This window comes from Actibacterium sp. EMB200-NS6 (assembly GCF_001305615.1).
Classification (GTDB): Bacteria; Pseudomonadota; Alphaproteobacteria; order Rhodobacterales; family Rhodobacteraceae; genus Actibacterium_A; species Actibacterium_A naphthalenivorans.
The window spans coordinates 3,549,079-3,561,154 of sequence record NZ_CP010869.1; the positions used below are offsets into that span (position 1 = coordinate 3,549,079).

The 12,076-nt window shown below is 64.6% G+C and carries 14 protein-coding genes; 4 read left to right on the plus strand and 10 right to left on the minus strand.

Features of this window, described 5'->3' with window-relative positions; translation table 11 throughout:
- Nucleotides 1-7: 7 nt before the first annotated feature.
- The 3 genes from TQ29_RS17255 to TQ29_RS17265 all read right to left on the minus strand — a co-directional run bounded on the left by TQ29_RS17255 (nucleotide 8) and on the right by TQ29_RS17265 (nucleotide 2,853).
- A complete protein-coding gene (locus tag TQ29_RS17255; RefSeq protein ID WP_054540175.1) occupies nucleotides 8-874 on the minus strand; it encodes a DMT family transporter in 867 nt (288 codons plus the stop codon).
- A 74-nt stretch (nucleotides 875-948) separates the two neighbouring features.
- Nucleotides 949-1,236, minus strand: coding sequence for an HU family DNA-binding protein (locus TQ29_RS17260; RefSeq protein ID WP_037204725.1), 288 nt, complete (start codon nucleotides 1,234-1,236; stop codon nucleotides 949-951).
- A 132-nt stretch (nucleotides 1,237-1,368) separates the two neighbouring features.
- Nucleotides 1,369-2,853: an AMP nucleosidase gene (locus TQ29_RS17265; protein WP_054540176.1), complete on the minus strand. Its 1,485-nt coding sequence runs from the start codon at nucleotides 2,851-2,853 to the stop codon at nucleotides 1,369-1,371.
- A gap of 154 nt (nucleotides 2,854-3,007) precedes the next feature.
- Here TQ29_RS17265 and TQ29_RS17270 point away from each other — a divergent pair, with 154 nt between their 5' ends.
- Together TQ29_RS17270 and TQ29_RS17275 are read left to right on the plus strand one after the other, a co-directional pair.
- Nucleotides 3,008-3,868 (plus strand): SDR family oxidoreductase, encoded by an 861-nt coding sequence (locus TQ29_RS17270; RefSeq protein ID WP_054540177.1) that lies wholly within the window; start codon nucleotides 3,008-3,010, stop codon nucleotides 3,866-3,868.
- A gap of 47 nt (nucleotides 3,869-3,915) precedes the next feature.
- A complete protein-coding gene (locus TQ29_RS17275) occupies nucleotides 3,916-4,500 on the plus strand; it encodes an exopolysaccharide biosynthesis protein (RefSeq protein WP_054540178.1) in 585 nt (194 codons plus the stop codon).
- On the opposite strand, the gene dxs is transcribed toward TQ29_RS17275, so the two are convergent.
- Genes dxs through TQ29_RS17305 form a run of 6 tightly spaced genes read right to left on the minus strand, consistent with a single transcriptional unit; the run spans nucleotide 4,493 to nucleotide 9,765 of the window.
- Entirely contained in the window at nucleotides 4,493-6,424 is a 1,932-nt protein-coding gene (gene dxs, locus TQ29_RS17280) for a 1-deoxy-D-xylulose-5-phosphate synthase (protein ID WP_054540179.1), read from the minus strand. The genes TQ29_RS17275 and dxs overlap by 8 nt on opposite strands.
- Before the next feature lie 24 nt (nucleotides 6,425-6,448).
- On the minus strand, nucleotides 6,449-7,318 hold the full coding sequence (locus tag TQ29_RS17285; RefSeq protein WP_054540180.1) for a polyprenyl synthetase family protein: 870 nt from the start codon (nucleotides 7,316-7,318) through the stop codon (nucleotides 6,449-6,451).
- The gene (locus TQ29_RS17290) at nucleotides 7,318-7,560 is read right to left on the minus strand and encodes an exodeoxyribonuclease VII small subunit (protein ID WP_037204739.1); all 243 of its coding nucleotides are present in this window, start codon (nucleotides 7,558-7,560) and stop codon (nucleotides 7,318-7,320) included. Before TQ29_RS17290 ends, TQ29_RS17285 begins: the two co-directional genes overlap by 1 nt.
- A complete protein-coding gene (locus TQ29_RS17295; RefSeq protein ID WP_054540181.1) occupies nucleotides 7,557-8,492 on the minus strand; it encodes a histone deacetylase family protein in 936 nt (311 codons plus the stop codon). Before TQ29_RS17295 ends, TQ29_RS17290 begins: the two co-directional genes overlap by 4 nt.
- 59 nt (nucleotides 8,493-8,551) lie before the next feature.
- A complete protein-coding gene (locus TQ29_RS17300; protein WP_037204744.1) occupies nucleotides 8,552-9,256 on the minus strand; it encodes a response regulator in 705 nt (234 codons plus the stop codon).
- A complete protein-coding gene (locus TQ29_RS17305; protein WP_054540182.1) occupies nucleotides 9,253-9,765 on the minus strand; it encodes a MarR family winged helix-turn-helix transcriptional regulator in 513 nt (170 codons plus the stop codon). The genes TQ29_RS17300 and TQ29_RS17305 overlap by 4 nt, the downstream gene beginning before the upstream one ends.
- 183 nt (nucleotides 9,766-9,948) lie before the next feature.
- Here TQ29_RS17305 and TQ29_RS17310 point away from each other — a divergent pair, with 183 nt between their 5' ends.
- A complete protein-coding gene (locus tag TQ29_RS17310) occupies nucleotides 9,949-10,815 on the plus strand; it encodes a branched-chain amino acid aminotransferase (RefSeq protein WP_037204749.1) in 867 nt (288 codons plus the stop codon).
- A 71-nt stretch (nucleotides 10,816-10,886) separates the two neighbouring features.
- Nucleotides 10,887-11,339 carry a hypothetical protein gene (locus tag TQ29_RS17315; RefSeq protein WP_054540183.1) on the plus strand — a complete coding sequence of 151 codons (453 nt, stop codon included), beginning with the start codon at nucleotides 10,887-10,889 and terminating at the stop codon, nucleotides 11,337-11,339.
- 60 nt (nucleotides 11,340-11,399) lie between these two features.
- Here TQ29_RS17315 and TQ29_RS17320 read toward each other — a convergent pair whose 3' ends face one another.
- Nucleotides 11,400-12,071, minus strand: coding sequence for an ABC transporter ATP-binding protein (locus TQ29_RS17320; protein ID WP_037204755.1), 672 nt, complete (start codon nucleotides 12,069-12,071; stop codon nucleotides 11,400-11,402).
- Nucleotides 12,072-12,076 lie beyond the last annotated feature (5 nt).

Sequence of the window (12,076 nt, forward strand, 5' to 3'; positions counted from 1 at the left end):
ATGAAGCTCAGCGCGGCTGTTTGGCCAGTTGTACCGCGAGAATGCCCGCGGCGATGATCAGCACACCGGCGATATCCATGGGGCCGAGCGCCTCTCCCAGAAAGAGGGCGGCGATAAGCACGCCGAGAAACGGGTTGAGAAAATGGAAGGTCGCGGCGCGGACCGTACCGATGCGGCGCACCAGCAGGAACCAGGTGAGCGTTGCCGCCAGCCCCGGCACGAGGGTTGTATAGATGAAGGCGGCGATCAGAGACCCGCTCCACGTGACCTCCCAGGTTTCGAGGCTCAGGGCGGCGACGCTCAGGACCGCGCTGCCGACCAGCATCTGCAGACCGACGATCATCAGGACGTTCCCGCCCGACGAGGCGCCGCGCACCGCCAGCGTGGCGAAGGTGAGGGCCAGCACCCCCAGAAGGCACAGGGCCAGCCCGTAGGTATCGGCGCCGCCCTCGATCCGGCTGGCCATGATCACCGCCACCCCGGCAAAGCCCGCGACCAGCCCGGCGATGCCCAGGGCGGGCAACCGCTCTCCATAGATCAGCCAGCCGGCCGCCCCGACCATCAGCGGCATGGACGACGCGATGATTGCGGCCAGCGAGGCCTCGATCGTCTGCATCGCCACGAAGTTCAGGCCGAGGTAGAGCGCGTTCTGGCAGATACCGAACAGCACCGTCGCCCGCCATTGCGCCCGCGTCAGGCGCCAGCTTTGCCCCATCGCGCGGGCGATGGCCACGCCCAGCAGGCCGGCGATCAGAAAGCGGATGGCCAGCGCGGTGAGCGGCGGGGCGTCGGCCACGATGAACCGCGCCGAGGTAAAGGCCGAGGACCACATGAGGGCAAAGGCCAGCCCCATGCCGAGCGCACGGATATCCATCATTCCTCCCAAACGAAAAGGGCCGCCGAAAGGCGACCCTAGAGTATTCTGCGGTCCGGGCAACCCCGGCCGTATCAGCCGTTGACGCTGTCTTTCAACGCCTTGGCGATCGTCACCTTGACCACCTTGTCGGCTTCCTTCTTGATCTGCTCGCCGGTGGCGGGGTTGCGCACCATACGCTCGGGCCGTTCGCGGCAATAGATCTTGCCAACGCCGGGCAGCGTGACGGCACCGCCATCGGCCACTTCCTTGGTGATCACGCCTGTGATCGCATCCAGCGCGGCGGATGCGATTTTCTTGTCAGCACCCATTTCATCGGCCAGGGCGGCAACCAGTTGGGTTTTGGTCATCGGTCTTGCCATTTCTGTCTCCTCGTTCCTGCCCTCTCGCGTCGGGGCTCATCCGCGTAATTTAGCGGGATATTGGGTGCGGACACAACGATTAGTGGGAGGCGAGAGGGTGATTTCCCGCATTTTGTGCTGATTTCCGCCACGTCAAAGGAAGGCGGTTTCCTCGAAACTGCGCAATTTGCGGCTGTGGATGCGTTCCAGCGGCATATCGCGCAGCGCTTCCATCGCCCGGATCCCGATCAGCAGGTGTCGCGACACCTGTGTCTTGTAGAAATCGCTGGCCATGCCGGGCAGTTTCAGCTCGCCGTGCAGGGGCTTGTCGGACACGCACAAAAGCGTGCCATAGGGCACCCGGAACCGGTAACCATTCGCGGCGATCGTGGCGCTTTCCATATCCAGCGCGATGGCGCGGGATTGCGACAGGCGCTGCACCGGGCCGGACTGATCGCGCAGTTCCCAGTTGCGGTTGTCGATGGTGGCCACGGTGCCGGTGCGCATGATCTGCTTCAGATCATAACCTTCGAGCTGAGTCACCTCTTCCACCGCGTCTTCCAGCGCCACCTGAATCTCGGCCAGCGCCGGGATCGGCACCCAGACCGGCAGGTCATCATCCAGCACGTGGTCTTCGCGCAGATAGGCATGGGCCAGCACGAAATCGCCAAGCCGCTGGCTGTTGCGCAGCCCGGCGCAATGGCCCACCATCATCCAGGCATGGGGCCGCAGCACGGCAATATGATCGGTCGCGGTTTTGGCGTTGGACGGGCCCACGCCGATGTTCACCAGCGTGATCCCGGCGCCGCCCGCGCGTTTCAGGTGATAGGTCGGCATCTGCGGCAGTTTCGCGGGCGTGGGCATCGGGGCATCGGCATCGGTGATCTCGATATTGCCGGGGCCAACGAGGCTGACATAGCCGCTGCCGGGCGTTTTCAGCATCTTGCGGGCATAAAGCTCGAACTCTTCGACGTAGAACTGATAGTTGGTGAACAGCACGTGGTTCTGGAAATGCTCCGCCCCGGTGGCGGTGTAGTGGCTGAGCCGCGCCAGCGAGTAATCGACCCGCTGCGCGGTGAAGGGCGCCAGCGGCGCGGCGCCATCGCCATACTGAAAGCCATAGCCGTTGACGATATCGTCATTGGTGGTGGACAGGTCGGGCACGTCGAAGACATCGCGCAGCGAAAACGCCAGCACCCCGTCCTGCGGCACGGTGACCGATGCATCGCCGGCCACTGCGAAATGCACCGGGATCGGCGTGCGTGACGAACCGACGCTGACCGAAACCCCGTGGTTTGAAATCAGCAGGCCGATCTGCTGGCGCAGATAGTTGCCGAACAGATCGGGCCGGGTGACGGTGGTGGCATAGGTGCCCGGATCGGATACATGGCCAAAGCTCAGGCGGCTGTCGACCTGCGCATAGGTCGTGGTGACGAACCGCACCTCGGGGTAGTAGGCGCGGTAGCGCGCGGTGCGCGGCTTGCCCGACAGCGTTTCCTGAAACCTGTCGCGCAGAAATCCCGTCGCATCCTCGTAGAGCTGACACAGCCGGGCGACAGCCGCGGCCGGATCGCTGAAGCTTTCCGGTTCCACAAGGGGGGGCGTTTCGATCGGCAGGTTCTGGTCAGAGGCGGTCATGCGCGGAAAATCCTGAAGGCAAAAGGGGGCCAGCGAAAAAGGGGCCGGTGCTCTGGCGGGTCGTCATATGATCCATGGCCCCAATGTCATGACTTGGCCGCCCGGATCAAGCCCCGCCCTTGCAGTCGGGCAAAGATGGCCCGATGATCCGCGCATGACAAAAACGCTTCTCTCCATCGGCCATGGCTATAGCGCGCAGGCGCTGGCGCGGCTTCTTCTGCCACGCGGCTGGCGCATCATCGCCACCACGCGAAGCCCCGAAAAAGCCGCCCGGCTGTCGGCGGAAGGGGTGGAGCCCGTCATCTGGCCCGGCACCGATCTGGCGGGCCTGCTGGCCGGGGCGACGCATCTTCTCAGCTCTGTCTCTCCGGGCGCGGAAGGTGACCCTGTTCTTGCCGAACTCGGCCCGGAACTGGCCAGGGCGCAGCATCTGGAATGGGCCGGTTACCTTTCCACCACCGGTGTCTACGGCGATCATGGCGGCGGCTGGGTGGATGAGGATACACCGCTGACCCCCGCAACCGAACGGGGCAGTGCCCGCGTCACGGCAGAGACCGGGTGGCAGGCGCTGAACCTGCCGCTGCACATCTTCCGGCTGGCGGGGATCTATGGCCCCGGCCGCGGTCCCTTTGCCAAGTTGCGCGCGGGCACGGCGCGGCGGATCATCAAGGACGGCCAGGTGTTTTCCCGCATCCATGTGGACGACATCGCGCAGGTTCTGGCCGCCTCCATCGCCCGCCCCAACCCCGGCGCCATCTACAATGTCTGCGATGACGATCCCGCCCCGCCGCAGGATGTGATCGCCCATGCCGCCACCCTGCTTGGCCTGCCCGTGCCCCCCGCCGTCGCGATAGACGCGGCCCCGATGAGCCCGATGGCCCGCAGTTTCTATGCCGAGTCAAAGATGGTGCGGAACGATCGCATCAAGGCCGAGCTGGGCGTCGCGCTGAAATACCCCACCTACCGCGACGGTCTTTCTGCATTGCTTGCCGAAGAAGGGCTGGACCCGGCCTGATCCAGGCACCATCTTGAATGTGTAGGCGTAACGGGCAGGAACGAGTCATGACCGCAGAGGCGGATTTGGGCAGCATCACCGAAGTGCTGGAGGCCCTGCTGGACGCCAGCAATGACGACCGGGTGACTGTCCGGCAAATCGTGGAAAAGATGGGCGAACGCTCGTTCGCGCCGCTTTTGCTGATCCCCGCGATGATACTGGTTTCGCCGGTTTCCTCGATCCCCGGCATGCCGACCTTCGGCGCGATCATCATCGCCCTGGTAACGGTCCAGATGCTGTTGGGGCGCAAGCATCTGTGGCTGCCGGAAAAACTGGCCGAACGGTCCATCACCGCCGACAGGCTGGAACGCGCGGTGAACTGGCTGCGAAAGCCCGCCGCCTGGATCGACAGGCATGTGCATCAGCGCCTGTGCTATCTGACGTTCCGGCCGCTCAGCCACTTTGCCTTGCTGACCTGCCTCGCAGTGACGATGGTGATGCCGCTGATGGAATTCGTGCCCGCCCTTGCCACGGTGGCGGCCTTTGCCATCACGCTGTTCGCCATCGGGTTGATGACCCGTGACGGCGTGTTCGTGATCGGCGGCTACAGTTTCACGGGGCTGGGCGTACTGGCGGCCACGCTGATCATCTGACGCGGCGTTCGACAAGCTGGACCACGCCCAGCACCGCCAGCACCTTCGCCTCGATATCCGCCGCGTTCAGCTTTGCCACCGCGTACATATCCGCCGGGCTGGCCTGATCTATGAAATTATCCGGCAGCACCATCGAACGGTATTTCAGCCCGGTGTCGAACACGCCTTCCTCGGCCAAAAGCTGCGCGACATGTGAGCCGAACCCGCCGATGGCGCCTTCCTCGATGGTGATCAACGCCTCATGCTCTTTCGCCAGCGTCAGGATCATCTCACGGTCCAGCGGTTTGGCAAAGCGGGCGTCGGCCACGGTGGGCGTGATGCCGCGCGCCGCCAGGCTTTCGGCCGCCGCCTGAACCTCTTGCAGCCGCGTGCCGAACGACAGCAAGGCGATGCGCGATCCCTCGGCGATGATCCGGCCCTTGCCGATCTCCAGCGCCCGCCCGCGTTCAGGCAGCTCAACCCCCGCACCTTCGCCGCGCGGAAAGCGAAAGGCGATCGGGCCGTCGTCATGCGCCACTGCGGTGGCGACCATGTGCTTGAGCTCGGCCTCGTCGGCCGCCGCCATCACCACGAACCCCGGCAGGTTGGCCAGAAAGGCCACGTCGAAACTGCCGGCATGGGTGGCGCCGTCGGCGCCCACCAGCCCGGCCCGGTCGATGGCGAAGCGCACCGGCAGGCGCTGGATCGCCACGTCATGCACCACCTGATCATAGCCGCGCTGCAGGAACGTGGAATACATGGCGCAGAACGGTTTCATCCCGCCCGCGGCCATCCCGGCGCAGAAGGTCACGCCGTGCTGCTCGGCGATGCCCACGTCGAAACAGCGGGCGGGAAAGCGCTCGGCGAACAGGTTCAGCCCGGTGCCGTCGGGCATCGCGGCTGTCACCGCGACGATCTTGTCATCCCGCGCGGCCTCTTCGATCAGCGCCTGCGCAAAGACCTTGGTGTAGGACGGCGCGTTGGAGGGGGCCTTTTTCTGCTCGCCCGTCACCATATCGAATTTCGCGGTGGCATGGCCCTTGTCATCGGCCAGCTCGGCCGGGCGATAGCCCTTGCCCTTTTTCGTGATCGCATGAATCAGGATCGGCCCGTCGGCCCGCGCCTTGACCGTGCGCAGCACCGCCAGAAGCTGTTCCATGTCATGCCCGTCGATCGGCCCGACGTAGGAAAAGCCCAGTTCCTCGAACAGGGTCCCGCCCACGGCCATATGCTTCAGCATGTCCTTGGCCCGCCGCGCACCATGCTGAAGCGGCTGCGGCAGCAGGCTGACGGCGCCCTTGGCCGCGGCCTTCAGCTCCTGGAACGGCGCGCCGGCGTAGAGCCGTGACAGGTAGGATGACATCGCCCCCACCGGCTGTGCGATCGACATCTCATTGTCGTTCAGAATGACAATCAGCCGCTTGTGCAGGTGCCCCGCGTTGTTCAGCGCCTCATAGGCCATGCCCGCGCTCATCGCGCCATCGCCGATCACGGCGATCGCATCACCCAGCGCGGGTTCCGGCGCGCCGCCCAGATCGCGCGCCACGGCAAAACCCAGCGCGGCGGAGATCGAGGTGGAACTATGCGCCGCGCCGAACGGATCATAGGGCGATTCAGAGCGTTTGGTGAATCCGCTCAGCCCGTCTTTCTGGCGCAGGGTGCGAATACGGTCGCGCCGCCCGGTCAGGATCTTGTGCGGATAGCATTGATGCGACACGTCCCAGATCAGCCGGTCGCGCGGCGTGTCGAACACCGCGTGGATCGCCACGGTCAACTCGACCACGCCCAGACCGGCGCCCAGATGCCCGCCGGTCTGCGATACCGCCGAAATCGTCTCTGCCCGCAGTTCATCGGCCACCTGCTCCAGCTCGCGGTCGCTGAGCACCTTCAGGTCGGCCGGGCTGTGCACACGGTCCAGCAGCGGCGTATCGGGTCTGTCGCTCATCGCGGGCCCTCCTTGGCGGGCGGATCAATTCTCGCGGGAGATAACGAAACGGGCGGCCTCCCGCAAGCTTTCGGCCGCCGCGCCATAGGGCGACAATGCCGCCTCTGCCTCTGCGGCAAGGTTCTGCGCCCGAACCTTGGCCGCTTCGAGACCCAGCAGAGACACAAAGGTGGCCTTGCCCGCCTCGGCGTCCTTCTGCAGCCGCTTGCCCGCCTTTTCGGCATCGCCTTCGACATCCAGAATGTCGTCGGCGATCTGGAACGCGAGGCCCAGCGCGGAGGCATAGGCCCGCAGCGGCCCGGTATCGGCCTGCCCCAGCACCGCGCCCGCCTCGGCCGACCAGCGGATCAACGCGCCGGTCTTGTTGGCCTGAAGCGCGGTGATCTCCTTCAGCGTCAGGGGCCTGCCGGCGGTTTCGGCGGCAATGTCCTGGGCCTGGCCCAGCACCATGCCCGCCGCCCCCGACGCGCGTGCCAGCGAAGACACCAGCGCGATTCGCACCGCCGGATCGGGATGGGTGCGCGCATCCGCCAGCAGATCGAAGGCCAGAGTCTGGAGCGCATCGCCCACCAGAACCGCCGTCGCCTGATCCCACTTCACATGCACCGTGGGCAGGCCCCGGCGCAGATCGTCATCATCCATGCAGGGCAGATCGTCATGCACCAGCGAATAGGCGTGCAGCGCCTCGACCGCCGCCGCCGCCTGAACCGCCTGTTCCGGCGCGACGCCATGCAGCGCGGCCCCTTCCATCACCAGAAAGGCCCGCAGCCGCTTGCCGCCCTGAACGGCATAGCGCATCGCATCCACCACCGGCTGATCGGGATAATCCGCCAGCACGTCGCGCAGATGCCCCGCAACCCGTGCGGCGGCGATCTCTAGCCGCTCGGAAAACATCAGAGCCCTTCGACGGGTTTCGTCCCTGCCGGGTTGCCGTCCGCGTCCAGCGTGATCGCGGCGACCTTTTCCTCGGCGTCCTTCAGCTTTTCCTCGCAGCGCTTTTTCAGCGCCGCACCGCGTTCATACAGCGTGATCGACTGCTCCAGCGGCACATCGCCCCGCTCAAGCTGGTTCACCACGCGCTCCAGCTCGGCCATCGCCTCTTCAAAGCTCATCTCTGCCACCGGCTTATCGCTCACGATCCCCGCTCCATCAGTACCCGCACATGCGCCGCAGCGCTTTCAGCGAGCGCATCCAGATCATATCCGCCTTCGAGTGTCGAGACCACCTTGCCCCCCGCATGGGCGTCGGCAATGTCGCACAGCCGCTCGGTGGCCCAGACGAAATCCGCCTCGTGCCACTGAAGCTGCGCCAGCGGATCGGCGGCATGGGCATCAAACCCGGCGGAGATCAGCACAAGCTCTGGCCGGAACGCATCCAGCGCCGGCAGCACCTGCCGCTCCATCTCGGCCCGGAACCGCGCGCCGCCCGACATTGGCGGCAGCGGCACGTTCAGCACGTTGCCATGCGCGCCGCGCTCCTCCGCCGCGCCGGTGCCCGGATAGAGCGGCATCTGATGGGTCGAGGCGAACAGAACCCGCGGCTCGTCCCACAGCAGATCCTGGGAGCCGTTGCCGTGATGCACATCGAAATCCATGATCGCGACACGCGCCAGCCCGTGATGATCCAGCGCATATCTGGCCGCGACAGAGACGTTCCCGAACAGGCAGAACCCCATGGCCACTTCGGTTTCGGCATGATGGCCGGGCGGGCGGACCGCGGCGAAGGCATTCGCGGCCTCGCCGCCCAGAACCATGTCCACCGCTTTCAGATTGGCCCCCACTGCGCGCAACGCGGCGGTGAAGGAACCGGGGGAAAGATGTGTATCGGCATCCAGCACGGCAAACCCCTGTGCGGGCACCGCCGCCCTGATCTTGTCGATATAGGCCTGGGGGTGACAGCGCGCCACCTGCGCCACATCGGCCAGCGGCGCCTCGACCCGCAGCAGCCCGTCAAACTCGGGCGTGTCCAGACGCCGCAAGATCGCCTCCAGCCGGGCCACGCGCTCGGGGTGGCCCGCCGGCGTGACATGGGCAAGACAGTCTGCATGGGTCAGGAACGCGGTGCTCATGCCGCAAAGCTAGGCCCGCACCCGGGCCGGGGCAAGAATCCATTGCGCCCCGGCGCCGGCTATTCGGGCGCCAGCATGTACCCGGCGCCGCGCACCGTCTGAAGATAGCGCGGCTGTTTGGGATCGCTTTCTATCTTGCGCCGCAGCCGCGTGATCTGAACGTCCACCGCGCGTTCCTGTGCCTGCCCCCGGTCGCGGCCCAGATCCTCCACCAGTTTGGCGCGGGTCACCGGCTCGCCCGGACAGGCGGAAAAGATGCGCATCAGCTGGCTTTCGGTCGCCGTCAGGCGCACCGGGTCTTCGCCGCGCCACAGCTCTCCGCGCTCGGTATCATAGCGCACCTGGCCCATATGCAGCACCTTGGGGCCGACCACCCCGGTCTTTTCATGCGGCACCCGGCGCAGGATCGCGTTGATCCGCAGCAAAAGCTCTTTCGGCTCGAACGGCTTGCCCAGATAATCATCGGCCCCGGCCTCCAGCCCCGCGATGCGGTCGCTCGTCTCTCCACGGGCGGTCAACAGCAGGATCGGGGTGGAAATCGCCTGCCGCAGCTCGCGGGTCAGGCTGATACCATCCTCGCCCGGCATCATCACATCCAGCACCAGCAGATCGAACGCCAGCCCGCCCAGCAACCGGCGCGCCTGCGCCGCGTCCCGCGCCACGCTGACAAGAAACCCCTGCCGCACCAGAAACTTCTGCAACAACCCGCGAATACGCTCGTCATCATCGACGACGAGCAGATGCGCATCTGCATCAACGCTCATGCCTCATTATCCTTGAGCGTGTTGAAATGGCGCCGCAGTTCGGGATCCATCATCGCCTCGAGCACCTGCCGGAACCCCGCCACCGCCTCCGGCCCCGCCACCCGGTAAGCCGCGCGCATCCGCGCCCGTTGCGCGCCCGAAAGCTCTCGCTCCAGCTTGCCGCCCGTCTCTGTCAGGAACAGATGCCGCTCGCGCTTGTCGCGCTTGCCGATCCGGCTTTCGACCAGCCCGTCTTCGATCAGCGTGCGCAGAACACGGTTCAGCGATTGCTTGGTGACGCCCAGCACCGACAGAAGATTGTTGACGGTCATGCCCTGCGAGCGGTTGATGAAATGGATCGCCCGGTGATGCGCCCGGCCATAGCCGTATTGATGAAGGATCCGGTCAGGATCGGCGGTAAAGCCGCGATAGGCGAAATACATCGCCTCGACCCCTTTGCGGATCTGTTCGTCCGTCAGGAATAACAGGCTCTCGCCGCTTTGCGACGTTGCAATCGCACCTTCGGCCATGTTGTGCTCCTCCCGATCACATTTTCTTCTTCCATGGTGGATTTTATGTCAGCTTCGTTGACTTTCCAAGAATCAATTGTTACCGATCCCTGAAATTGGCGCAATAATATGTCCATAACGGACCTTTCGCGCGCAATAATCGGAAATCCTGGAAAGCCGGGTTCACTATGAAAGGAAGGGCCGATGTCTGGCTACGATGATCGCGACGGACAGATCTGGATGGATGGCAAGCTGATCCCCTGGCGGGATGCGAATGTGCATATCCTGACCCACGCGCTTCACTACGCCTCCAGCGTGTTCGAGGGAGAGCGGTGCTATAACGGCAAGATCTTTAAATCCGTCGCCCATTCCGAGCGGTTGAAGCGGTCGGCCAACATGATCGACTTCGAAATCCCGTTTTCCGTCGAAGAGATCGAAAAGGCCAAATACGACGTGCTGCAGGCCAATGGCTGGACAGACGCCTATGTGCGCGCTGTTGCCTGGCGCGGCGCGGGCGAGGAAATGGGCGTCGCCTCTTCGCGCAACCCGGTGCGCCTTGCCGTCGCGGCCTGGGAATGGGGCGCCTATTACGGCGACGCCAAGATGAAGGGCGCCAAGCTGGACATTTCCAAATGGAAGCGCCCCAGCCCCGAAACCGCGCCCAGCCAGGCCAAGGCCGCCGGCCTTTACATGATCTGCACCATGTCCAAGCACGCGGCCGAGGCGAAAGGCTGTTCCGACGCGATGATGTTCGACTATCGCGGCTACGTGGCCGAGGCGACCGGCGCCAACATCTTTTTCGTCAAGGACGGCGAGGTTCACACGCCCGACCCCGATTGCTTTCTGAACGGGATCACCCGGCAGACCGTCATCGGAATGCTCAAAGACCGGCAGATCAAGGTGCATGAGAGACATATCATGCCCGAAGAACTGGAAGGGTTCGAGCAATGCTGGCTGACCGGCACCGCCGCCGAGGTTACCCCGGTGGGCAAGATCGGCGACTATAATTTCGAGGTCGGCGCGCTGACCCGCGAAATCGCCGAAGATTACGAAAAGCTGGTGCGCGCCTGACCACGGGTATTAGCGCCTCGTAAACGAATTTCCGCCATCCTGGCCCCGTCCACGATGGCGGAAATGCGCTGATGAAACTTCAGAACGGGCCGCTGGCCCTGCTTGTCATATTTCTGGTCACGGCGCCGTCCGCCGCGTCGCGGATGTACTACCACATCACCAAGGACCCGACGTTTCAGCCGCTCGGCATCACCAAGGAACGCCTGTCCGCCTTTGATCGGGGTCCCGTGGATGACGGCATCCTGACCGAAATCCGCTGGGGTTCTGGCGGTTCGGGCTCCCGCCTCGCGCTGGAACAGGCGCTGGCCGGGTCCTTCGCGGCATACGGTGTTGAAAGCCGGTTCCGCCATATCACCGATCCCGGCCAGGCCGGTGTCACCATAAGGTTTCGCGTAGGACCCACCGATCTGGGGCCCTATTCGGTGGGTCAGGCACCGCATGGGGTTCAGGCCGCCGTGGCGGCCTTTGGCATCTATGATGGCAGAGAGCGTAAATCCCGCGTCGCGCGGTTTTTCGGCCGGTAAAGCCCCGGGGCATGTGGCGCGCCGTGCGGACAGGCGGGCCGCGCCGATACCCATGCGCCTTCAGTCGTCGTCATCATCCGCGCCCATGTTTTCCTGATGCCGGGCGATGGCCTCTTCTATATCTTCGTAATAGGTGAGCTGCCCGTTTTCCAGAACCGCGCCCGCATCGCAAAGCTTGCGGACCTGACGCATCGAATGGCTGACCAGAATGGCACCGCTTTCGGCCATGCGTTCGCGGAACACCACCTGGCTTTTCATCTTGAAGGCCGCGTCGCCGACGCTTGTCACCTCATCCACCAGATAGGTGTCAAAGCGGATGCCCATCGACACGCCGAACGCCAGCCGCGAGCGCATGCCGGAGGAATAGTGGCGGAACGGCATATGAAAATGCGCCCCCAGTTCGGCGAAATCCTCGACAAATTCCAGAAGGGCGTCGGTATCCACGCCATAGACGCGGGCGATGAAACGGGTGTTCTGGGCGCCGGTCAGATCACCGTGAAAACTGCCGCGAAACCCGACCGGCCAGGAAATCGTTCCATCCGTCTCGATCTCTCCGGCGGTGGGCTCGACGGTGCCGGCGATCATCTGCATCAACGTCGATTTCCCCGCGCCGTTGCGCCCCAGAAGTGCGACCGCGACGCCGGTGGGAAAGGTGATCGAGATGTCATCGGCCACCACTTTGCGGTTGCCCTTTGTCCAGAAGCTTTTCGAGAGGTTCTTCAGCCGGATCATGGCGG

Excerpts from the sequence above, each read along its gene's own strand:
- TQ29_RS17300 (WP_037204744.1), bottom strand. The coding sequence starts at position 9,256 with ATGAGCGTTGATGCAGATGCGCATCTGCTCGTCGTCGATGATGACGAG.
- TQ29_RS17270 (WP_054540177.1), top strand. The coding sequence starts at position 3,008 with ATGACAAAAACGCTTCTCTCCATCGGCCATGGCTATAGCGCGCAGGCG.
- TQ29_RS17265 (WP_054540176.1), bottom strand. The coding sequence starts at position 2,853 with ATGACCGCCTCTGACCAGAACCTGCCGATCGAAACGCCCCCCCTTGTG.
- TQ29_RS17315 (WP_054540183.1), top strand. The coding sequence starts at position 10,887 with ATGAAACTTCAGAACGGGCCGCTGGCCCTGCTTGTCATATTTCTGGTC.
- TQ29_RS17305 (WP_054540182.1), bottom strand. The coding sequence starts at position 9,765 with ATGGCCGAAGGTGCGATTGCAACGTCGCAAAGCGGCGAGAGCCTGTTA.
- TQ29_RS17260 (WP_037204725.1), bottom strand. The coding sequence starts at position 1,236 with ATGGCAAGACCGATGACCAAAACCCAACTGGTTGCCGCCCTGGCCGAT.
- TQ29_RS17310 (WP_037204749.1), top strand. The coding sequence starts at position 9,949 with ATGTCTGGCTACGATGATCGCGACGGACAGATCTGGATGGATGGCAAG.
- TQ29_RS17255 (WP_054540175.1), bottom strand. The coding sequence starts at position 874 with ATGGATATCCGTGCGCTCGGCATGGGGCTGGCCTTTGCCCTCATGTGG.
- TQ29_RS17285 (WP_054540180.1), bottom strand. The coding sequence starts at position 7,318 with ATGTTTTCCGAGCGGCTAGAGATCGCCGCCGCACGGGTTGCGGGGCAT.
- TQ29_RS17295 (WP_054540181.1), bottom strand. The coding sequence starts at position 8,492 with ATGAGCACCGCGTTCCTGACCCATGCAGACTGTCTTGCCCATGTCACG.
- TQ29_RS17275 (WP_054540178.1), top strand. The coding sequence starts at position 3,916 with ATGACCGCAGAGGCGGATTTGGGCAGCATCACCGAAGTGCTGGAGGCC.
- dxs (WP_054540179.1), bottom strand. The coding sequence starts at position 6,424 with ATGAGCGACAGACCCGATACGCCGCTGCTGGACCGTGTGCACAGCCCG.
- TQ29_RS17320 (WP_037204755.1), bottom strand. The coding sequence starts at position 12,071 with ATGATCCGGCTGAAGAACCTCTCGAAAAGCTTCTGGACAAAGGGCAAC.